This is a genomic window from Marinobacter caseinilyticus, from assembly GCF_011074955.1.
In the GTDB taxonomy this organism is placed as follows: Bacteria; Pseudomonadota; Gammaproteobacteria; order Pseudomonadales; family Oleiphilaceae; genus Marinobacter; species Marinobacter caseinilyticus.
In genome coordinates this window covers 154,717-175,575 of sequence record NZ_WUQJ01000023.1, presented here as the reverse complement: position 1 = coordinate 175,575, position 20,859 = coordinate 154,717, and the positions used below count along the sequence as shown (strand labels likewise).

General features: G+C 56.8%; 17 protein-coding genes. 11 read left to right on the top strand and 6 right to left on the bottom strand.

Annotation, left to right across the window (positions count from 1 at the left end):
* The first annotated feature begins 367 nt into the window (after positions 1-367).
* The gene (locus tag GRX64_RS12445; protein WP_166267663.1) at positions 368-1,552 is read left to right on the top strand and encodes a MalY/PatB family protein; all 1,185 of its coding nucleotides are present in this window, start codon (positions 368-370) and stop codon (positions 1,550-1,552) included.
* A gap of 59 nt (positions 1,553-1,611) precedes the next feature.
* A complete protein-coding gene (locus GRX64_RS12440) occupies positions 1,612-2,481 on the top strand; it encodes a diacylglycerol/lipid kinase family protein (protein ID WP_166267661.1) in 870 nt (289 codons plus the stop codon).
* Between the two features lie 37 nt (positions 2,482-2,518).
* Here GRX64_RS12440 and GRX64_RS12435 read toward each other — a convergent pair whose 3' ends face one another.
* Positions 2,519-2,746: a hypothetical protein gene (locus GRX64_RS12435; RefSeq protein ID WP_166267659.1), complete on the bottom strand. Its 228-nt coding sequence runs from the start codon at positions 2,744-2,746 to the stop codon at positions 2,519-2,521.
* A gap of 240 nt (positions 2,747-2,986) precedes the next feature.
* The gene (locus GRX64_RS12430; protein WP_166267657.1) at positions 2,987-4,210 is read right to left on the bottom strand and encodes a GGDEF domain-containing protein; all 1,224 of its coding nucleotides are present in this window, start codon (positions 4,208-4,210) and stop codon (positions 2,987-2,989) included.
* Positions 4,211-4,563: 353 nt separating this feature from the next.
* Between GRX64_RS12430 and GRX64_RS12425 the strand changes: the two genes are divergently transcribed.
* From GRX64_RS12425 to GRX64_RS12410, 4 genes are all read left to right on the top strand, one after another.
* Positions 4,564-5,358 carry a CLCA_X family protein gene (locus GRX64_RS12425; RefSeq protein ID WP_235937661.1) on the top strand — a complete coding sequence of 265 codons (795 nt, stop codon included), beginning with the start codon at positions 4,564-4,566 and terminating at the stop codon, positions 5,356-5,358.
* A 124-nt stretch (positions 5,359-5,482) separates the two neighbouring features.
* Positions 5,483-6,190 carry a dihydromonapterin reductase gene (gene folM / locus GRX64_RS12420; protein ID WP_166267655.1) on the top strand — a complete coding sequence of 236 codons (708 nt, stop codon included), beginning with the start codon at positions 5,483-5,485 and terminating at the stop codon, positions 6,188-6,190.
* Positions 6,191-6,263: 73 nt separating this feature from the next.
* Positions 6,264-7,646, top strand: coding sequence for a ribonuclease J (locus GRX64_RS12415; protein ID WP_166267653.1), 1,383 nt, complete (start codon positions 6,264-6,266; stop codon positions 7,644-7,646).
* 120 nt (positions 7,647-7,766) lie between these two features.
* On the top strand, positions 7,767-9,878 hold the full coding sequence (locus tag GRX64_RS12410; protein ID WP_166267651.1) for a NosR/NirI family protein: 2,112 nt from the start codon (positions 7,767-7,769) through the stop codon (positions 9,876-9,878).
* A 43-nt stretch (positions 9,879-9,921) separates the two neighbouring features.
* Here GRX64_RS12410 and GRX64_RS12405 read toward each other — a convergent pair whose 3' ends face one another.
* From GRX64_RS12405 to GRX64_RS12395, 3 genes are all read right to left on the bottom strand, one after another.
* Positions 9,922-11,385: a patatin-like phospholipase family protein gene (locus tag GRX64_RS12405; protein ID WP_166267649.1), complete on the bottom strand. Its 1,464-nt coding sequence runs from the start codon at positions 11,383-11,385 to the stop codon at positions 9,922-9,924.
* A 192-nt stretch (positions 11,386-11,577) separates the two neighbouring features.
* On the bottom strand, positions 11,578-12,480 hold the full coding sequence (locus tag GRX64_RS12400; RefSeq protein WP_166267647.1) for a GGDEF domain-containing protein: 903 nt from the start codon (positions 12,478-12,480) through the stop codon (positions 11,578-11,580).
* Entirely contained in the window at positions 12,477-13,469 is a 993-nt protein-coding gene (locus GRX64_RS12395; protein WP_166267645.1) for a diguanylate cyclase domain-containing protein, read from the bottom strand. The genes GRX64_RS12400 and GRX64_RS12395 overlap by 4 nt, the downstream gene beginning before the upstream one ends.
* Positions 13,470-13,786: 317 nt before the next feature.
* On the opposite strand from GRX64_RS12395, the gene GRX64_RS12390 reads away from it, so the two are divergent.
* The 3 genes from GRX64_RS12390 to GRX64_RS12380 are packed head-to-tail and all read left to right on the top strand — an operon-like array spanning position 13,787 to position 19,082.
* Positions 13,787-16,723: a CheR family methyltransferase gene (locus GRX64_RS12390; protein WP_166267643.1), complete on the top strand. Its 2,937-nt coding sequence runs from the start codon at positions 13,787-13,789 to the stop codon at positions 16,721-16,723.
* Between the two features lie 21 nt (positions 16,724-16,744).
* Complete coding sequence (locus GRX64_RS12385; RefSeq protein ID WP_166267641.1) at positions 16,745-18,385, top strand: PAS domain-containing sensor histidine kinase; 1,641 nt, start codon at positions 16,745-16,747, stop codon at positions 18,383-18,385.
* Between the two features lie 31 nt (positions 18,386-18,416).
* Positions 18,417-19,082, top strand: coding sequence for a response regulator transcription factor (locus GRX64_RS12380; protein ID WP_166267639.1), 666 nt, complete (start codon positions 18,417-18,419; stop codon positions 19,080-19,082).
* Between the two features lie 52 nt (positions 19,083-19,134).
* On the opposite strand, the gene GRX64_RS12375 is transcribed toward GRX64_RS12380, so the two are convergent.
* Positions 19,135-19,605 (bottom strand): Hsp20/alpha crystallin family protein, encoded by a 471-nt coding sequence (locus GRX64_RS12375; RefSeq protein ID WP_166267637.1) that lies wholly within the window; start codon positions 19,603-19,605, stop codon positions 19,135-19,137.
* Positions 19,606-19,859: 254 nt separating this feature from the next.
* On the opposite strand from GRX64_RS12375, the gene GRX64_RS12370 reads away from it, so the two are divergent.
* Together GRX64_RS12370 and GRX64_RS12365 are read left to right on the top strand one after the other, a co-directional pair.
* Entirely contained in the window at positions 19,860-20,540 is a 681-nt protein-coding gene (locus GRX64_RS12370) for a hypothetical protein (RefSeq protein WP_166267635.1), read from the top strand.
* A 61-nt stretch (positions 20,541-20,601) separates the two neighbouring features.
* Positions 20,602-20,823, top strand: a complete 222-nt coding sequence (locus GRX64_RS12365; RefSeq protein ID WP_166267633.1) for an ABC transporter permease — start codon at positions 20,602-20,604, stop codon at positions 20,821-20,823.
* Positions 20,824-20,859 lie beyond the last annotated feature (36 nt).

The window sequence follows — 20,859 nt, the reverse complement described above, 5'->3', positions numbered from 1 at the left end:
TATAATGCCAGTCAGCAACCGGTCGCGTGCCCTGTTATCGACGTCTGATCGCAGTTCGACCAGTATACAGCAGTCCAGAATGCGACTATGCCAGTCAATCAGTGCAGACATCGGCATTCAATAAGTTCCATCGCGCTGACGTGTTCGTCACGCAGGCGTATTGTGGGTCTCTCAATGTGTTTGGCGCTTCGAGTGCCGCGTCAGGTGATTGAAATCACCTGACAGCCGCTGGTTAGTATTTTAGTGACCATTCCGGGTAAGCGTTAATAGATTCGGGGGCAGGTAACGAATTTGGCGTTTGCTGGGGCCGTCGGTGCTGTGAGCGTTCGCAAACCAGGGTTTTGACCCTGCCTGAAAGGAGGTTTTGATGGTGGATTTTGACCGCATTGTTTCCCGAGCACACACCCAGGCAGTCAAATATGACGCTCGCCGGGCGGTATTCGGGGCGGACGACGTAACACCCCTGTGGGTGGCGGACATGGATTTTCCGGCCCCGGAGGCCGTGACGGACGCGCTGATCGAACGTGCCAGGCACCCGATATATGGCTACACCCTGTATCCGGAAAGCCTTTACGATGCCTTGATCCAGTGGTATTCCACGCGCTTTGACTGCCTGGTTGAACGATCATCCATCGTCATGGCGCCGGGCGTGGTGCCCTCCTTGCACGTTGCGGCTCTGGCGTTTGCAGCCCCTGGTGATGGCATCATTGTGCAGCCACCGGTGTACGCCCCGTTTTTCTCATCTGTTGAGCTGACCGGCCGGCGACTGATCGAAAATCCGCTGCGGTTGCGGGATGGCCGCTATGAGATGGACCTGGAACATCTGGAGGCCTGTGCCCGGGACGGCGCAAAAATGCTGTTCCTGTGCTCGCCCCATAATCCGGTGGGCCGGGTCTGGCAGCGCGAGGAATTGCAGGCGGTGTTGGCCATTGCCCGGCGATACCAGCTCGTGGTGGTGTCCGATGAGATTCATTGTGATCTGGTGTACCCCGATCAGGCACCTCACACTATGCTCGCAACCCTGGCAACCGAGGCGGATCAGTTGATTACTGCTGTGGCACCGAGTAAGACGTTCAATGTGCCCGGGTTGGGACTCTCCAGCCTGATCGTGCCAGACCCGACCCATCGTGCGGCGCTTAAAGCCGTGTTCAATCGCCTGCACATGATTCAGTGCAATCCCTTTAGCATTGCCGCGTTTGAAGCGGCATACCGCCACGGGTCCGAATGGCTTGAGCAACTGCTCGGCTATGTCGCGGCCAACCGTGATTTCGTCCGCGACTATGTTGCCGGGCAGTTGCCGGGTATACGCCTGGTAGAGCCGGAAGGGACTTACCTGTTGTGGTTGGATTGCCGGGAGCTGGGGCTCACTGACGAAGCCCTGAAGACCTTTTTTATAAAACAGGCGAAAATAGGCCTGAGCGCAGGTGTCACCTTCGGCACGGGTGGCAGTGGCTTTATGCGCATGAATATTGGTGCGCCCAGGGCAGTGTTAATGAGCGCGCTGGATCGACTGCGAGTGGCCCTGTCGTCGCTTGACCCTGCGGCCGGATAGCTGCGCGGGCGGCATCGCGTCGGTGGGAGCCGTGCCGCAACGAAAGGAGTTCGTAGCCTATGACGATCTGGTTGATTGCAAATCCGCAAGCAGGCAGTGGCGACCGGGGCGAAACATTTTGGTGTCCGTTTCTGGCCGCGGCTGGCTTGGCTGAACCGTCGGTCTGTGACCTGAACGATACCGCCTGGGTGAACTCGGTGAAGGCCGGGGATTGGTTACTGGCGGCCGGGGGTGATGGCACGGTCAATAAAACGGCGGCCATCTGTCTGTCCACGGGCGGCATCCTCGGGGTATTGCCATCCGGGACGGCAAACGATTTTGCCCGCAACCTGGCGCTGCCGGAGGACCCGCAAGCGCTGTGCGACCTGATCGCCGAAGGTCATACAAGGCCGGTGGATGTGGCGTGGGCTAACGGTCAGATGTACCTCAATGTCTGCCATATCGGCATGGGCACGTGGCCCGTGCGGGAAGCCACCAGTGAGCTCAAGCAACGTTGGGGCCGATTGGGCTATGCTCGGGTTCTGCTCGGCCAGTATCGGGCTTATCGCGGCTTCCGGGCCGCGATCCGCTGCCAGCAAGCGTGGGTAAAGGGGCGCTGGTTAACCATAGGCGTTGCCACGGGCGCATTCTATGGTGGCGGTCATTTCATTCCCCAGGCCACAGCCAACGATGGGCAACTGGACGTGGTGGCGGTTCGGCCGAGGCCAATTCCGCATCTGTTGCTGGCTTTCCTGCTAACGCGGCTATTGGGGCGAACACCTAAAACAAGCGAGACCCTTGTTCATCTCAAAGGGGTGCGCTGCGACATCAAGACCCGGCGGCCCAAAACGGTTACTGCGGATGGCGAGATTATGGGTGAGACGCCGCTTGAGGTGCGGTGTGAGGCCGGTTGCCTTCAGGTAATCTGCAGTGCCGTGGTGACTACCTGAAGGCGGGTTGAGGGTGGTAGCGTTGGCGAGGCCGGCATCATGCTTGCCAGAATCGTTTGCTCATTTCGGCTTCAAGGGTTCCAGATGCGAGCCCGATGTCCGCCTCCAGTTGCTGGATCCGGACCGGATCCCAGCCGATGTCGCGCCGTAATTGCTGGCGCTCTGCGGACCGTTTGAACCACAGCGCCGGAAGCATAAACAGTCTTTGGCCTGTTGGGATGGTCGGTTGCAATGCGAGGGTGTGTCGTTGAGTCAGCGTTGTCATGGTAGCCTCCTGTGCGTTTGTGTTGCTGGTCAGTGTTTGAGCAATGATGCGCGCAATCGGCGTGGCGAAACAGATTCAGGTTGTCTGATATTTGACCAGTACAGAGGGTGTTTGGTCTGTGCTGTACCGGTTAGATTTTTAGGTAACTGTGATGGTTTTAATGGGGCGTGTCATCGAGCACCCAGTCAGGCTTGACGCGCCGGTCTGTCGGTGTGGACCGAGTATGGCGTGGGGTATGCTTCAGCTTGGCATTTTCTGCGAGTTGGCCGGTTTGGCCATCGACAGGGCGGTGTCGGCAGGCAATTCAGAATCGCTGATGGAGATCGCGTTGCGGCCATTGTTTTTGGCCACATAAAGCGCGGCATCGGCGTCGGTAAGGATGGATTTGAACTCGCTGTGCCGAGTGTTTCTGTGGGCTACCCCGACACTGATGGACAAGCCGAGGGGCTGGCCACCAATTTTATGGCCGGACTGCGCCAATTGCTCACACAAACGCTGGGCGATCAGTTGCCCTTGGGACCTTGAGGTGTTGGGCAGTACCGCCGTAAATTCCTCGCCACCGATGCGCCCGATGATGTCTTCATCCCGGAGCTCCAGGCGCAGAAACTCACCCACAAAGCGCAGTGCCATGTCGCCGGTGGCATGGCCCCACCGATCATTCACCCGCTTGAAATGGTCGATGTCGATCATCAACACCGTCAGCGGTATGTTGCGTTTAACGGCATCCATAAAGCAGTCAGTCGCTTTGTGAAACAAGGCTCGACGATTGAACAGTTGCGTGAGTTCATCGCGCTCGGACAATGCTTTTAACGCTTGTTCTGTCTGCACCGAAACCAAGAGAGGCAGTGTTAATGCCGTGCAGGTCGCCAACAAAATATGGCTGATCAGGATTGCCTCAAGGATGCGTACGGTGTCGGGCAGCGTGTCGGGCCAGGCCATGACCACCACTTGAATGGCCATCAGCGCAGCGTGAACAGAAAAAAACGAGCGCAGTAGCTTGATCGGGATGCCCGGAGACAGCTTAATCGAATGCAGGATGGTGGCCGCAACAGTAAACAGAATCGCCGTCATCAGGGCGGTTAACGCCCGAGTGGTGTAGGGGTCTGAATGCCAGACAAGCAGGGTGCCGATAAATGCCGCAATCGTCAGTGCGAGGCTTACAGGCCCCGCCCCGGTCAACGGTTGCTGCAGAAAATGCCGGATCCCGATAATCATCAGCAGCGGTGACGCCACCAGTAGAATGTCCGCCAGCACCAGGGTAAGCCAGGGCATTGCGATCAATACCGATGCTCCGGCGGCGGCAGTGCCCAGTGCAAACAGGCCACAGGAAACGGCCCAGTACAGGAAGCACAATTGCTTTTGGCGGTGATAATAAATAGCAGCCAACAACCCACCGAGGAGCGCATTGATCCCGATGGTCAGGAGAAACAAAGTCGGCAAATGAAGCTCAAACACCCAAGGCATCCCTTGTTCGCCAAATTAATAAGTATCGGTAACAATATCACCGGTCGGTCTCGGGGATTGTAGAGAATTGAAACCGAAAGGTTACGGAAGCCTTGGTGTGTAAAGCTTTGAGCGCATGTCGAGGGTAAAAAACGTGCGTCTAAAGTCGTAAGTCAGAAACGTTCAGGGCGCCCGTCGGCCTCGCATTTCGAAGGGTTGGAGTGATCGGTCGGTGGCCGACAGCGTATGTTGTCACAGTCTGCAGGTCGAGCATCGTGCAATGCTATGGCAGTGAGACAAAAGTCTGGCAGGTCAGGGTGAAGCGAGGGGTCTCATACACACGAACGGTAACAAAACAGGATGCTTTAGCCGGAATGACTGAGCAGCGTGCCACGCCAATGAAACGCTTCCACCGCCGGGGGCCCCAGCACCGACAGGCTCATGAGGTGTCGTTTCTGGACATCCGGCGACGGTTCAATTTTCGCTCCGTCGCCCTCGGCCGGTGGGTTACCGAGCCTGAAAAACAGCGGGCTGCGGGATTGTTCTACGATGCGTTGTGTGACCTGATGGCAATTCTGAAAGGGCCGGAAGCATTGGTTTCGTTACGCGGTACACTCGCATTGCACTATGGCATCGGTGGCCAGCTCGGTGTTGCGGCGCATTACACGCCCGCGACCCGAACCTTTGCGTTGGCCAAGAATGCCGGGCCCGGCAGTATCGCCCACGAATGGTTTCACGCCTTTGATCATTACATAGGCGACAAGGCATTTTCCGGGGTCAGTGCCAGTCGTTTTGGCTCCAAGGCATGGTTGGGCGAGACGTCCATGATCAGCCACCGTCTGAATAACAAGCTGGCGCAGTGCTATCAGGCGGTCATGCTGAGCGCGGATGGGACCGGGCCAAGCGAGTGTTTCAGGCATTCGGTCAAGCGTGATAAAACGCTGGGTACCGTTTATTACAGCCAGCCGGAAGAGCTCTGCGCTCGCGCTTTTGAAGCCTTTGTGCAGGATGCGGAGATTAAAAATGCGTTTCTGGTCAACGGCACGGTGGCGTCTGAGGACGCCGGGCTTGGGCTGTACCCTCAGGCCGAGCAACGGCAACGGACCAACGCAGCCTTCGGTGCGTATTTTGGGGATCTGGGCCGGGCATTATCGGTCGCATCCGCCTGAGGGCTGTGATCGACCGCCTGTGTGAGCCGTCGGGGGATCGAGATTGAAGAACACGTTGGCTCAGCCGCACGCCCATTGCTGTGTCTCGCATGAGTATCCGCTTTGAAAACCAAGGAGTAAGTCCGTGACAGCCCCCATCCTCATTACCGGTGCCGGCCAGCGTATTGGTCTGGCGTTTGCGCAGCATTGTCTCGACCATCAGCAACCGATCATCGTGACGTATCGTCGGCGTAAAACCGCCATTGATGAACTGGAGCGCAACGGAGCGGTGTGCCTGCACGCCGATTTTGCCACCAACGACGGGGTGGCTGACTTTCTGGACCGGCTGACGGCGACGACCGGGAGTCTGCGGGCGATCATCCACAACGCCTCCGACTGGTTGCCGGAATCGCGGGAGATGACGCCGGAGCATGTCATCCAGACCATGCTGCAGGTGCATACGACAGCGCCTTACCTGATCAACCTGCGGTGCCGGTCATTGCTGGAAGCCGGCGAGGGGCCACGGGACATCATCCACATGACCGACTACGTGGTCGATAAAGGCAGTGCCAAACACATCGCCTACGCGGCCAGCAAAGCCGGCATGGCAAACCTGACACTGTCGTTTGCCCGGTTGCTGGCGCCCAGGGTGAAGGTCAACAGCGTGGCGCCGTCGCTGATTCTGTTCAATGACCACGACGATGGCGATTATCGCGCCAAAACCCTGAAAAAGTCCCTGCTGGAGGTCGAGCCGGGCACGGGTGTGGCCGTCGAGACGTTGCAGTTTCTGCTCGATAATTCCTATCTGACTGGCCACACCATCGCACTCGACGGCGGCCGTCATTTGAAGTAGTGCGGGCGACAGGGCCATCTGAAACACGCTACGGTGGCCAACTGCATCCACAATCGTAACTTCAAGGACGATCATGACGCCTGACCAACACGATCTCTGGTTTCTCCCGCTTGGCGGTACCGGCGAGATCGGTATGAACCTCAATCTCTATGGCCATGACGGCCAGTGGTTGATGGTCGACTGCGGCGTCACGTTCCCCAAGCCGGGACGGGTGACCGCCGACGGCAGCGTTCACCAGCGTCGTGAACCGCCGGTGCAAATGGCCGACCCGGCGTTTATTGCGGACCGGCGGGACCAACTGGCGGGGCTCATCATCACCCACGCCCACGAAGACCATATCGGCGCGGTACCGTATTTGTGGCCGCTGTTGCAGTGCCCGATCTACACCAGCCGCTTCACCGCCGAAATCCTCCGGCGCAAGCTCGCCGAATTTGACTTACTGCACCGGGTGCCCATTCATGTGGTTGAGGTTGACCAGCGCCGCCAAATTGGGCCTTTCGATGTGCAATGGTTGGCGTTGACCCACTCCATCCCCGACCCGAATGCACTGATGATTCGCACCGCCGCCGGGCACATTTTCCACAGTGGCGACTGGAAGCTGGACGCACAGCCGCTGGTTGGCCACGGCTATTGCCCGGAAACGTTTAAGGCACTGGCCGACGAAGGCGTGACCGCCATGGTGTGTGACTCCACCAACGCCACGGTTGACGGCCATTCCGCCTCGGAAAGCGATTTACAGCAAGGCCTGCTGGAGGCGGTGACGTCAGCGTCCGGGCGGGTCATCGTGGCGTGTTTTGGCAGCAACATTGCTCGCTTGCACACCCTGGCGATGGTGGCCAGGGCCACCCAGCGCTATATGGGCCTGCTGGGGCGGTCCCTCATTAATATGAGTGGCGCCGCCAAGGCGGCGGGGTTGTGGAATGCCGACGATCACCTGATCAGCCCGTCTCATCTGGGTTATTTACCGCGCCACGAAGTGCTGGCGGTGGCAACCGGCAGTCAGGGCGAGCCGCGCACAGCCTTACGACGGTTGGCGGCGGGCACGCATCCGGACGTGGAGCTGGAGGCGGGTGACCGGGTCATCTTCAGTGCCCGCGCCATTCCCGGCAATGAAGACGATATCGCTGCCCTGATCGACCGCCTCAAAGCCTTGGGTGTCGAAGTGGTGACGGCCGAGTCTGCCGATCTGCCCATTCACGCCTCCGGGCATCCGGCGGCGGATGAATTACGCGCCATGTACGGTTGGGTTCGCCCGGGCCTGGCCATCCCCGTCCACGGGGAGGCAATCCACATGAGCACCCACGCCGGGATTGCCAAGGCCTGCGGTGTGCCGAAAACACTGGTCGGTCGTAACGGCGATTTGTTCATGATTCGCCCGGTACCGGGCATTCGCCGCCAGATCGTCGAGACCGGCCGGCTCGGCTGCGACAAGGGCGAGTTGGTCAGGGTGGTTTAGCAGCGCCAAAGCGCTCGACTAGTACCAGGGTAGGGGGTATTTGGCTCGTAAGTAGCGTTGAGCCCCCCCCAGTCATGCAGTGAGACTGGAAGGCAAACTTGAATTCCAGGTGCCCGCGCTATGAATGTGGTGTCCGCAAACGCTGTTTTCCTCGCTCTACTGATGGCTATTTTGTGGTTGCCACCGGTGCACGCGGACATCAACGAACACCATCAGGCGCTGATTCAGCAACTGTTCCCCAAGGCGACGCGGATCGAAGACAAACTGTCCGACTACCCCGTCTACCCCGTTTACCAGCTCAACCAATTGCTTGGTTACGCCTACGAATCCAGCGATATCAGCGATCTGACCGGATACTCCGGCAGACCTATCAACCTGATGATCGGCATTGATGCAGACGGCCATTTTGCCGGTGTGCACGTGCTCGACCATCATGAGCCGGTTTTCCTGCACGGCCTGGGCGAGGAGCCGTTGTTTGAGTTTGTCGGTCAGTACGCGGGCCGCTCGCTCACCGAGCACATAGTAGTGAATAGCAAAAAAGCCGGCACTGATAGTGGCGGCGACGGCGGCGTGGTGTATTTCGACGGGGTTACCTCCGCCACCATATCGGTCATCATCATCAATGACAGCGTGCTGTCATCGGCGCTGAAGGTCGCACGCAATAAGCTGGAGGCCTTCGCCCAGGCCCCGGCGGCACGGCCAAAGCCCGACTTTTACCAGCCTTTGACCTGGCAGCAAATGCTGGATCAGGGCTACGTCGGGCACTGGCGGGTATCGGTGACCGAGGCCGAAGCGCTGATTGGCAACGGCCTCGATCGTTACCCGGCGGTGCCGGAGCCCGGTCCGGAAGAGGCCTTTACCGATATTTACTACGCCTACGCCAGTGCCCCGATTGTAGGGCGCAACCTGCTGGGGGACGCCAGCTATGAACGACTGGTGTCCAACATGAAGAAGGGCGAGCAGATGCTGGCGGTGATGTCGCGAGGCCTGTTCACCCATGTGCCTGACGACTTCCGACCCGGTACCGTGCCGGGCGAGTTGTTGCTGGAGCAGAGCGATCTGGTGGTGGAGTTGCGGGACATGAACCGGCTGGACGCCGACACCCGGCTGATCGCGGGGGGGGTGCCGGACTTTGCCAAAGCTCACTTGTTCAAAATGGGCGGCAGTGGTGGTTTTAATCCCGGCGCAGACGCCCAACTGGTGCTGAGCCTGGCGTTGCCGAGAAACCATTTGGTGGTGGACCGGTTGTCGTTGCGCAGCCCGCTGGCGCTGCCCCAGGACATGTTTGAGTTGGTGGCGCCGCCCAAGGAACAATACCGGCAACCGGCCTGGATCGGCTTGTGGCTGGACCGCTGGCTGCAGATTACCATGCTGGTGATCAGTCTGGTCGTCCTGACCGTGTTTTTCTCCCGCCAGGCCTATTTCAGCCGCTACCCGAAGCGGGTGCATCGCTTTCGCTGGGGGTTCCTGTTCTTTACCGTCTTCTTTATCGGCTTCTACGCCCAGGGCCAACTCTCGGTGGTGAACATATTCACGGTCCTGCTGTCGCTCTGGGACGGGTTTGATATCGCGGTGTTCCTTCTGGACCCGGTCATTTTCATCCTCTGGCTGTATACCTTTGTATCGCTGTTCATATGGGGGCGTGGCCTTTTCTGTGGCTGGTTGTGCCCGTTCGGTGCCCTGCAGGAAATGGCTTCGTGGCTGGCCAAAAAACTCAACATCAAACAACGTCGGGTGCCGGAGGCATGGCATCGGCGGTTAATCAGCCTGAAATACCTGATCTTGTTGGGGCTGGTGGGCACCTCGTTCTATTCGTTGACCCTGGCCGAGCAACTGGCCGAGGTGGAACCCTTCAAAACCAGCATCACCCTGTTCTTCTGGCGCTACTGGCCGTTTGTGCTGTACGCGGTCGGGCTGCTGGTGGCGAGCATGTTCGTGCACAAATTCTTTTGCCGTTACCTGTGCCCGCTGGGTGCCGGTCTGGCAGTATTGGGCCGGCTACGTCTGTTCAGCTGGCTGGAGCGGGTGAAGTTGTGTGGCTCGCCTTGCCAGTTGTGCAAGCGGCGCTGTGAAATCAACGCCATTCGAACCGATGGCCGTATCGATTACGACGAATGCATCCAGTGCTTGGAGTGCGTGGTGATATTGCGGGACGACAGCCAGTGTGTGGATAAAGTGATTGCCCAGAAACGCAGCAACCGTGGCGAGATCCTGGCGGTGAACGTGGGCTAGGGGTTGACCTGGGCGCGCTCGTTGCACCTCAAAATTGCCTGCGTCAGACGGTGTTCCGGTCCACCCCGGCTTGCAGTTTCAGGTGCCTGATACAGTCTGTGAAGGCACGATTGATGCGGGTCTGGTCCCGGATCATCGCGAGTTTGGGCCAGGTGGCCTGTTCCCCCAGGTGGATGTACATGTCGATGTCTTCCGGCGTCGGGTTGGCGAGCACCTTTCGGTAGAGCATGGGCCGCATCGGAAAATAGATGTTGATGTCACCCAGGTAGGACTGGCTCGCCATGGCATGAGCCTGCTCCAGGAAAGGGCGCAGGATGGAAGAAGGGCCTGACTCTGGCGTCAGCTTGAGGGTCGTCGCCAGTTGCCCCCGCATCAGTGACACGGCGGCCTGTTTAAGGGAAGCCTTGGCGCCCCGCTTTTGAGGCGGGCTGAGAAACGGCAGTACGTGTGGGTTGGCCTGACTGACAATGGTTTTGTTGACGTTGTGTAGCCGCGCCATCCGCATCAGCGGCAAATCGCCGTGCACACTGCCATCAATCCAGCTTTCCGTGGGCATGTAGGGGGCTTCGGCCGTGTTGCCCCGGGTGAAATCCCGAGCTTGCAGAGTAACCGGAGGGTAAATGCCGGGAACCGCGCAGGAGGCCAGTACGGCGGATTCCACCAGCACGTCCGGTGACGCCAGTTCGTTGAGCAACCGGGGTTTTTGCCGGGTACGGGTGGGCGAGACCGAGATGTTCAGCATGCGCCCGCTGTGTTGATAGGCTTCCTTGAAACTGCGGCTGCCCAGGTTGGCGCGAATATGGCGTTGTAATTGCGCCTGGTCCATGGCGTATCCCTGACGCCAGATGCGGTCTGGCCTGAGCCATTGAAACGCTTGCCGGTCGATCTGGTTCGGGTGTTGGAAAAAATCGGCCAGTTCAGCGTCGTTGCGACAGCATATCGCCCCCGCGACAATGGCACCCATGCTGGCGCCGGCAATGACATCCGGCAGCAAGTCCTGCTGCCAGAGCGCCCGGGTCACCCCCAGATGGTAGACACCGAATGCCGCGCCTCCGCTCAGCATCAGGGCAGGGCGGCCATAAACCTGCTCGGCTTTTCGAAACAGGTTCAGCTTGTGTTCCGGGGACACCCCGGGCATCGGCTGGTCGCAGATAAACCGCATTGAGCATTCGACTTCATCCAGAAACTCGGTCACAACCTGCTTGGTGCCGGTCAGGGCGACGGCGTACAAATCCGGGTTCGCCAGCTCGCCCTGGTGGCGGTACAGGCTTTCCTGGAGAACCCGGGTGAGCCCGAGGGTGTCGCCGCGCCGACGGCAGTGCCGCATCGTCTCCAGATGTTCGCGAATCAGTGGCTCATGAAGCAGCTGGGTGTCGGGCTGCTCCCGCCACAGCAGCATCCCGTCCAGTTCGTCGATGGCTTCGGCGGCGACCAGCCATTGCTCATAGGATCTGGCAGTGCCCAATTGGTGCTGCAACTGTTTTCGTAGTGTCTGCTGTTTGCCCATGGTGCCTACGATAGCCTAGATCAGGCATTTCAGGATACCCGGCGATGGCCAGCAGGGGCTAACTCACGTTACAGGCGCTCGTAATATCCCCCGTTAACACCGCACCCGCCGAGAAGGCGGTACCTGAGGGTCGGGGTTAGGGTTCAACAGGGAAGGATGATTCAGGGGGCCGTGGTCCTGTTCCATCAATGCTCAAAAGTAGCGGCTGTCGCTTTCACTCGGGTAGCAGACGATCTTGTTTTTGCCGGACCGTTTTGCCAGGTATAGAGCCTGGTCGGCGGCTTTGATCAGTGCCTGGGTGTCGGTGGCCTGGCTGGGGAAATTCGCCAGGCCAATGCTCATGGTGGTGCAGGTGCTGTCGGTAAAGGATTGCTTGATGTGCATCCGGATGCGGTCGGCAATTTCAATGGCGGCGTCCATACTGGTGTCTGGCAACACCACGATAAATTCCTCACCGCCGTAACGGCCTGCAATGTCCATCGACCGAAGATTGGCTCTGAGTACCTGTCCCACCGTTTCTATCACACGGTCTCCATGCTGGTGGCCGTGCCGGTCATTGACGTGCTTGAAGTCGTCCAGGTCTGCCATCAGCAGCGTCAGTTGCTTACCCTGTCGGCTTGAAAGCGCCAGCTCTTTTTCCAGTATGGCGATCACCGTCTGGTGATTATAAATTTTTGTCATGCTATCCATGCTGGACTTGGCAACCAGTGACTGCAGAAATTGCTGATCCACAAAAATAACCGGGTCCTTGGTCAGCGATACGATATTCTCAAGGTAGTCGAGGGCCGCCACCGCAAAGCCAACGTCCCGTCGCAGTTTGTTTTTGAGCGTGCGCCGGTGATTCCGAATTCGCCGATACATCGCAATCGCTTCCGTGCGTTCAAAATAACTGCCGGTAATGGCGTACAGCGTCCGTTGGTACGACGTCTGCGAGGCGATATCGTCATGCCCGTTTGGCTCCGGTCCGGACGTGGTTCGACTTCTGGTCTTATCCAGCGGCAGCAGATCCACAATCATAAACCCCAGCGCAGACCGGTAAGACTGCAGGCGATTGGGTGTGAACAGCTTGCGGGCGCTAATGGTCTTTTCCATCATCCTGGCAATCCTCTTGACCTGTAATGGCCAACGTCGGAATGTTTTACGGAATCACCCCGGCGATGCTCGTAGATCTGAAGAGCATTGTCCCCCAGGCTGCGGGCCTCATTGCAGACATATTCGGCGGCTTGAATCAGCAAGTCGGTATCAATACTGGGCAGGGGGGTCGACAGTGCAAATATGCCAACGGACAGGCCAATCTGATGCGGATTGTCCGCTGCCTGAAAGTGCTGTCGGACGGTATTGATCAGATCGAGTGCGATATAGGTGGCATGGGAGGTCTTTGTATCCCGCAACAGCAGGACAAGGTCCCGCTCCCGTAGCTGGCAGAATATGCTGTTTTTGGGCAGTTGCGGTTTAATGATGTCGACCACTTTATCAGCGGGAAATTGTGTCCTGGCACTCCCTCGGCGGTCAAACTCATCGTCATACAGCGAGTCCAGGTGCAGGAATAACAGGTTCTGGGGGTGTTTCCGGCTCGTCGACATGCTGACGCTGCGGCGCAGTTTTTCGTGGAAATATTCCGGTGTCGCTGTCATGCAGTGGCTGTCATGGACAGACGGCGGTTTGACCATGTTCGAGGTGGTGGGCAGCGACCGCAGAACAAACACAAAACCCAGCTTGCCGGACCCGGAATCGGTGACCTCGGTCTTATTAATGTTCACGCACTGAGTGCCATGACGCAGACCAATGTTGCACAGTCCGTTGAGTGACTCCGGGTTAAATTCTTTCGACACAGCCCTGAGTGCCGCATGGTCTCTCATGCCTGACCGTCCGAGGGGGGACGGGTGCAGAAGGGCATCTATGCGATGACCGAACGCACGGGTAAAGGTGGTCTCAAGCAGTTTTTCGGCGGCGTGGTTCAGGTATGAAATATAGCCGTCCTGATTGGTCACAACCAAGCTTTCATCCATCGACTCGAGCACGTTCCAGGCCAGGTATTTAATGTGCCGTGGCGCGAGTGTCTCGTCCGCTTTTGCGTGTTGCATCCTTGTCTCCAACGTCGTTCATGCCCTCCAAGTGGCTCTGGACAGGCAAAGTTCCATTTCAGGATTAGGCCGCGATCATGAGGAATAGTATTGAACTCGGTCTACAGAGTGTAAGTGCGAAATAAAGGGTTTGATATCGGGCACGGTAGGAACCCGCTATAGGAGTTAGCCCTAACGTTGAGGGAACTTGTCCCAGATCAGTAGGCAAAGGTTGCCAATGCCGACCTTTCTAAGGTGCTATATTAGATATCACCCCCATATCAGCGCACAATGCACGCTAATAGGCCGTTAAATATGATGCAGTTACCGATAGCTCTATGATTATCGACCAGACGAAACCAGACTCGGATCCCTCGCAGTTGTCTTTTCCGGTCATTGCGATAGGGGCTTCGGCGGGTGGCCTCGAAGCGCTCAGGCAATTCTTTCAAAGCCTGGTTGCTGAGCCTGGCTGCGCTTTTATCGTTGTTACCCACCACAAAGGCGACCACCCCAGTTTGCTGCCGGAGCTGCTGGCACGGTATTCGGAACTTCGGTGTGTCGAAGCGGCCGACGGTATGGCGCTGGAACCGAACTGTATTTACACCAATCCGTCGGGCGAATGGCTTGTAGGCCTTAAATCGGGCCGCTTAACACTGAAAAGTTATCAGAAAACAACGACCGAAAAGACGAAAGGTAAAAGTGCAATCAATACTATTTACCATCCTGTTGACTATGTATTTCGTCAGGTGGCCCAGGAACTCACCGACAAGGCGGTGGGTTTAATCCTGTCGGGATCGGGCAGTGACGGCACGCTGGGTCTGCAGGCGATCAAGGCTGAAAATGGCACGATCATGGCGCAAGAGCCAACCACGGCAGAATTTGACGGCATGCCGTCGACCGCGATCGCGACGGGGTTGGTGGATTACGTAAAGCCACCCGATGAGTTGGCGACGAAGTTGGGATTGTTCCTGCAACAACGCGCCATGCTGTACAACGATGAGCGGGATAAGCGGCTTGATATACCAGTCTGGGCCCTCGATAAGATTTGTGCGTTATTGCGCAGCCGAACGGGCAATGATTTTTCCTCTTACAAAGAGAACACCTTTTTACGAAGGATCGGTCGCAGAATGGCCCTGCATGGTGTGACCGGCGCCTCCGATTACATCGCTTTACTGGAAAGCGATGAAGTTGAGATCGATCAGCTGTTTAAGGACCTGCTTATCCGGGTTACAAGTTTTTTCCGGGACCCGCCGCTGTGGGAAGCCTGTCGCAAGAAAGTGTTTCAGGACCTGATCAAACAGTTTTCGAACAAGGAAGGCTTGAGAGTATGGGTGCCCGGGTGCGCGACCGGTGAGGAAGCCTACACCATTGCCATACTGCTGATGGACTGTATGGATCGTCTGGGCATTCAGGTGCCTTTGCAGATTTTTGCGACCGACCTGGATGAAGCGGCTATCGATATCGCTCGCAAGGGCGAGTACCCGGATGGGGTGAAGAGTGATATCCCCAGTGATTATTTATACCGGTACTTTACGTATACCCAGAACGCCTTTGTCATACACAAGCATGTACGAGAGAAAATCATATTTGCGCCCCATAATGTGATCAAGGACCCGCCGTTCACCCACGTCGATATCGTCTCTTGTCGTAACTTATTGATTTATCTTAAGCAAGACCTGCAGGACCAGTTGCTATCCCGTTTTTTTATGTCGTTGAGACAGCAGGGTCTGCTGTTGCTGGGTCCCTCAGAGTCGATCAATGGACACACCGAACTGTTCACACCGGTCAACACCAAGTGGAAGGTTTATTCCCGAAACGAGAATGCTGCCTCTGCAAGGCTGCCGACCCTGGCCCAGGCGGTACAACCGTATTCGTCACAGTATCTGCTGGAGACCCGGACCCGAGACAGCGCTCATTCAAGAACAACGACCAGCTTCAGTCAGGTGGTGGTCAAGTTGTTGGCCCAGCGTTTTGCGCCCAGTGCTTTGCTCATCAACGAACGTGGCGATGTCCATTACCTGCACGCCAAGGCCGGGATGTTTTTAGAGCCGGCCGAGGGCCGTCCACGGTACAACGTCTTCGAGATGGGGCGCGGAGACCTACCGCTGGAACTGTCACCCATGTTGCGGTGGGCGGCGTCCCATGAAGGGCAGTCAATCAGCCGGTCGGTGGAAATTGACATAGGCCAGGAGTCCGGCGTAGTGATGGTTTCCCTGGAAAAGCTGCTGTTGCCAGAGGCATTGCGGGGCTTGTTCCTGGTGACACTGCAAGTGCAGGAACCCATACCTGGCAAAGGCGCGAAAACAAGCGTTCTTCAGCCCGCTGCAACGGATCACCGGTTGCAGATGGAAACCGAGCTGGAAAGGGCCCGGAGTTCCTACCAGGCGTTGGTGGAGGCATTGGAAATATCCAATGAAGAGCTCAAGTCCAGCAACGAAGAACTACAGTCCACGAATGAAGAGCTGCAGAGCAGCAATGAAGAGCTCGAGACGTCCAAAGAGGAAACACAGTCGTTGTATGAGGAGCTCAGCACGGTTAATTCGGAGTTGCAAGGCAAGGTGGATAATCTGTCGCAGGCCAATGACGATATGCAGAACCTGCTGAACAGCACCAACATGGCGATTCTGTATCTGGATAACCGGTTACATATCAAGCGGTTTACGGATAAGACCCAGGAGATCATTGCGATTCGAGAGTCCGATGAAGGTCGGCCGATTCATGACCTGGCAACGCACCTTTTGTATGGCGACCTTGTTAGAGATGCAAAAGCGGTCTTGAATACACTACAAGGTGCGGAAAAAGAGGTTCAGACTAAGGACGGTCACTGGTACCTGATGAAGTTGCTGCCCTACCGGACCCAGAACAATGTGATTGACGGCTTGATCTGTACTTTTGTCGATATTGATGCCATGAAGGTTGAGCAGCGGTCCGAGAGCAGGATGAAGCGAATTCTATCGTCATTGGCTCAGCCGCTTTTGGTACTGGGGTCTGAGTGGCTCGTCAAATTTGCCAATCAGGCCTTCTGTGAACGTTTTGCCGTGTCACGGTCAGACACTGAAAACGTGTCGTTAATGACGTTGATGGACGGCGTGTGGAGCATGCCATGCATCACCAAGGGCTATAAGGAGTTGGTGTCGGGTAAATGCCGGTCGACCAGCTGTTCTGTGAACCGGGAGTTTCCGGGATTGGGGCCCATGGCGTTCAACGTAACACTGTCGGTTTCCGAGGCCGACCAGGGCGACGAAGTGCTGATCCTGATGACGGTCGACATTTAACGGGGTAGGTGGGTGCTGCCAATGGCGGGGGACGAGGGAAAACACATCATAAAAGCCAGTCAGCCTTGGGATGACCTCCGGCAGGCGGCTGTACAGCGGCTTGAAGAGCAGCATCCGGCCCTCGAAGACCTGGAGCCCGGTGATCTGCACACGCTCGTGTACGAGCTCAGCGTTCACAAACTCGAACTGCAACTCCAGAATGAAGAACTGCGCTCGGTGCACGATGAGCTTGAGCGCGCCCGAGACCGTTATTTCACGCTGTACGAGCGCGCGCCGGTTGCGTATTTGACGTTAACCGACGAGGGCCGGATATCGAGTTGCAATCGCGCTGCGTGTGACCTGCTCAAGTGTGAAAAATCCGACATCATCGGCACCGACCTGCACGAATTTATTCATCCTGCCTGGCAGGACGAGCTCTACAAGCACCGTCGCCAACTGTATCAGACGTCGCGCAGGCAAAAGTGTGAGATCCAGGTTCGAAGACCGGATGGCCAGGCCAGATTTGTGTTGCTTGAAAGCGAACTCAGCGACGAGTCGGGTTCGAACCAAAGCTTTTGGTATGTGTCCATGGCGGATATTGATGCCCAAAAGGCAGTGGAAGACGAGCTGTCTCGGCTGAACAGCGACTTGGAAAAACGGGTTGAGGCGCGGGCTCAGCAGTATAAGGAAAGTCGGCAGGAGATGGAGTCCATTCTCAATGCGGTGGCCGACCCAATCATTACCATGGACGGTCGGGGCCTGGTCGAATCGGCAAACCGGTCGGCGGAAAAGCTGCTCGGTTACTCCCTTGACCAACTGGTGGGCCATAATATCTGTCTGCTGCTGTCAGACCCGGACATGTCGAATCTGGAGCAGTTCATGCATGAACGGCTGAGCAACGCAGTGGTGGAGTCAAGGATCCTGCGTTGCGATGTGACGGTGCTAAACCAGAGTGGCGAGCGGATTCCGGTCGAGCTTGGCGTCAGTCAAATCGACCACAGAAATAAGTTCACCGCCATTTTGCGCGATACCCGCGAAAAAAAGCGCTTGCAGCGAGAAGTCATGCAAGTGGCTGAAAATGAACGCAGCCGCATTAGCCGAGAGTTACACGACAGTCTTGGTCAGGAATTGGCTGCGATGTCACTGTCCACCATGGGGCAGGCGCGGACCTACAGTGGCAAGGACGATTCGGTGGCAAGCGCTTTTTCGGCTTTCAGCCAACGACTGCAGCACGCGATTAAACAACTGCGCACCATTATATTTGATTTGGCGCCGCTGGACGTGTCGGACAGCGGCCTTGTGGAGGCCCTGGAATCGCTGGCCCGTGCGGTATCAGCGGACAATTCGGTGTCATGCAGTTGCCACATTGAGGCCGGCCAGGCTGAGTCCGTGATTGACAGCGAAAAAGAAATACAATTACTGAGAATTGCCCAGGAAGCAGTTCATAACGCACGTAAACATGCCGGCGCCCAACACATCGTAATCGCATTGCGTAAGACCGGGCAAAACCTGAGGTTGCAGATTATTGATGATGGAAAGGGTATATCATTGCCGTCAAATGACAGGATCGATGGCCAGGGTATCCGCATCATGAATTATCGCGCGCAGTTGATTGGCGCTGAGTTATCGGTGCAGGCTTATGTCCCACATGGCACGCTTGTTAGCTGCAATCTTCCATTGTAAGGATGCAAGTGCTTGCGGAAAAGGAGGCTAAATGACCGCAAAGATCGTGATAGTAGATGACCATCCCGTGTTTCGTGAGGGGTTGGTTGCGCTGATCAATCAAGATGTCCGGTTTGAGGTGGTCGGGGAGACCGCTGGCGCAAAAGAGGCGCTTAAGCTGGTTCGATCCCTGGCGCCGGATGCGGTGATTGTAGACCTGACTTTGGCAGAGGGCAGTGGCCTGCAACTGATCAAGTCACTGCGCCATGAAGGCTGTCGGGCCAAACTGCTGGTGGTTTCCATGCACGATGACATGGTTTTCGCCGAGCGTGCCCTGCGCGCGGGCGCCAACGGGTACATCAACAAAGAGCAAGCTGCTGACAAAGTCCTTACCGCCCTGAGTGAGGTGTTGAATGGGGATGTTTACCTCGACAAGTCCGTGTCGGCCTACATACTGAACCGGCAGTTCAGCACCAATGGTCACGACGATCGTCCGGAGGACGTATTGTCGGATCGAGAGCTTGAAGTGTTTGGTTTTCTTGGTCACGGCCTTTCGTCCCGGGAAATCGCCGATAAGCTCTACCTGAGCTATAAAACCATTGACTCTCACCGTGAGCATATAAAAAGCAAGTTGGGTTTGCGTAACAATGCAAAATTGATTCAGCGCGCCGTGGAATGGGCAATGCTGTCAGACTCGCCAAGGAAAAATGATCGTTGAAGATGACTGCGAGTGCTCATACGTCGAACACCCGCAGGCAATTCATCGGTTTTTAATGCACCGGGATCGATTTCACTTCTTTTTTCCGGCCCGGAATCTTGTCCATTTTGACCGTTAATACGCCCTGCTTGCACTCCGCATCGATGCTGTCGAAATTAACGTAATCAGGCAGCGGCAATACCCGCATAAAGGAACCGTAACTGCGTTCGATGTGGGTAAACTCTTCGTTCTTTTCCTCTTTCTCCTGCTTTCTTTCTCCGCTGATTGTAAGCTGACCTTCGTTGACTTCGACCTTGATGTCTTTGCTTTCGAGTCCCGGGGTATCCAGTTTGAGAATCAGGTTTTTCTCGTTCTCGATGACGTCCAATGCTGGAAACCAGCGTGCCAAGGTTCCTGTTTTTTCACCGTTGCGCCAGAAATCCATCATTTGCGACATTCTTTCATTCAGGCGAGACAGTTCTGTAAACGGATCCCATTGGCCAAGATCGCCGGCCGAAGGACGTTTGATGGGAAAAAGTGCCATGGTTGAGCCTCCTTAACGTAATCATTCAGGCTTCTGACGTCAGAGTCCTGACAAGAGTTCCGACAGAAGCCCAGCCTCCTTTTACGATTCTATTTAACGGGTTATGGGACGAGCTGGCGATAGGATTGAGCCCGATTGTGGGCTAGGGAAAGGGCGGAGGTTTTACGGCGTCTGGATTGATTGCAAAATAGGGCACAAACACGACAGGCAAACGAAAAGGTTTGTCCAACCGCGAGGGTGGGGGAAGGTGCATCATGAGCGTAAAGCTGGGCGGTGTTCAGCTCTGGTGGCTGGCACTGATCACTGCAGTAATCCCTCTGTTGACCATTCATCTGACGTTTCTGGTGTCCATACTTGAAGGCCATGTTGCGGCCTGCATTCCCTACTGGGAGAGCTGTACCAGTATCAGCAGAACCGGCCGGCACGGCACGGCTTATTTTATCTTTAAGGGCGCCATGCTACCCGAGGCATTGCTTGGGGTGATGTTCTGGTGTCTGAATGCGCGTTGGTTAGAACAGCTTGGTTGCCGGAACCGGGGAATACCGTGGGTGCCGTGGCTTGGGCTGGTGACCGGGCTGGCCCTGGCCGCCTATGTATTGACCCTGGGGCATGGCGGGGAGGGCTTCGCACAGGTGCGCCGTACTGGTGTGACAATGTATTTTAGCCTGACGTTTATCAATCAGTTACTGCTGACCGGCGCTTTACTGAATCATCAGGTTTGGGGCAGGGCGGGCCGCCGATTGCTCGGGCTGTGTCTGGTGACGCTGACCGTGGGATTGCTGTCGGTGCTGGTGAGTGTGATCGCCCCCGGTCACTATCAGCGCATGGACGATGGCTTTGAGTGGGTGCTGGCGGTGCTGGTCAACGCCCACGCTCTCTGGGTGGCGCTGTTATGGAAGCAAAGCCGGTTTCAGGCGCGGCTCTGGGTGGGGTAGACTGGTTCGGCCTATCCGTCATCTATCCATTGTTCGATCAATCCGACAGGAACACAGAGCCATGAGTGCATCATCAGAGAATAAAGCCGCGACCAACAATATTTCATGGAAGCTTGCCACGGTAGGGTCTGTCAGCTCGGTATTTGCAGCGTTAGTGACCCTGGGGGAGGTGTCTCCCATTATCACGGGTTTAATGCTGCTGGCAGCGGTGGGTTGGGGGTTTGCCGCCCGGGACAACAAACGGGAAAAGGATCAACAGGCGCAGGACAAACCGCAGGGCTGAGTACCCTGTGGCCGCTCCACATGTGCGAGCACAGGG

Coding starts and splice junctions, on each gene's coding strand:
- GRX64_RS12445 (WP_166267663.1), top strand. CDS start 368: ATGGTGGATTTTGACCGCATTGTTTCCCGAGCACACACCCAGGCAGTC.
- GRX64_RS12440 (WP_166267661.1), top strand. CDS start 1,612: ATGACGATCTGGTTGATTGCAAATCCGCAAGCAGGCAGTGGCGACCGG.
- GRX64_RS12435 (WP_166267659.1), bottom strand. CDS start 2,746: ATGACAACGCTGACTCAACGACACACCCTCGCATTGCAACCGACCATC.
- GRX64_RS12430 (WP_166267657.1), bottom strand. CDS start 4,210: ATGCCTTGGGTGTTTGAGCTTCATTTGCCGACTTTGTTTCTCCTGACC.
- GRX64_RS12425 (WP_235937661.1), top strand. CDS start 4,564: ATGACTGAGCAGCGTGCCACGCCAATGAAACGCTTCCACCGCCGGGGG.
- GRX64_RS12415 (WP_166267653.1), top strand. CDS start 6,264: ATGACGCCTGACCAACACGATCTCTGGTTTCTCCCGCTTGGCGGTACC.
- GRX64_RS12410 (WP_166267651.1), top strand. CDS start 7,767: ATGAATGTGGTGTCCGCAAACGCTGTTTTCCTCGCTCTACTGATGGCT.
- GRX64_RS12405 (WP_166267649.1), bottom strand. CDS start 11,385: ATGGGCAAACAGCAGACACTACGAAAACAGTTGCAGCACCAATTGGGC.
- GRX64_RS12400 (WP_166267647.1), bottom strand. CDS start 12,480: ATGATGGAAAAGACCATTAGCGCCCGCAAGCTGTTCACACCCAATCGC.
- GRX64_RS12395 (WP_166267645.1), bottom strand. CDS start 13,469: ATGCAACACGCAAAAGCGGACGAGACACTCGCGCCACGGCACATTAAA.
- GRX64_RS12390 (WP_166267643.1), top strand. CDS start 13,787: ATGATTATCGACCAGACGAAACCAGACTCGGATCCCTCGCAGTTGTCT.
- GRX64_RS12385 (WP_166267641.1), top strand. CDS start 16,745: ATGGCGGGGGACGAGGGAAAACACATCATAAAAGCCAGTCAGCCTTGG.
- GRX64_RS12380 (WP_166267639.1), top strand. CDS start 18,417: ATGACCGCAAAGATCGTGATAGTAGATGACCATCCCGTGTTTCGTGAG.
- GRX64_RS12375 (WP_166267637.1), bottom strand. CDS start 19,605: ATGGCACTTTTTCCCATCAAACGTCCTTCGGCCGGCGATCTTGGCCAA.
- GRX64_RS12370 (WP_166267635.1), top strand. CDS start 19,860: ATGAGCGTAAAGCTGGGCGGTGTTCAGCTCTGGTGGCTGGCACTGATC.
- GRX64_RS12365 (WP_166267633.1), top strand. CDS start 20,602: ATGAGTGCATCATCAGAGAATAAAGCCGCGACCAACAATATTTCATGG.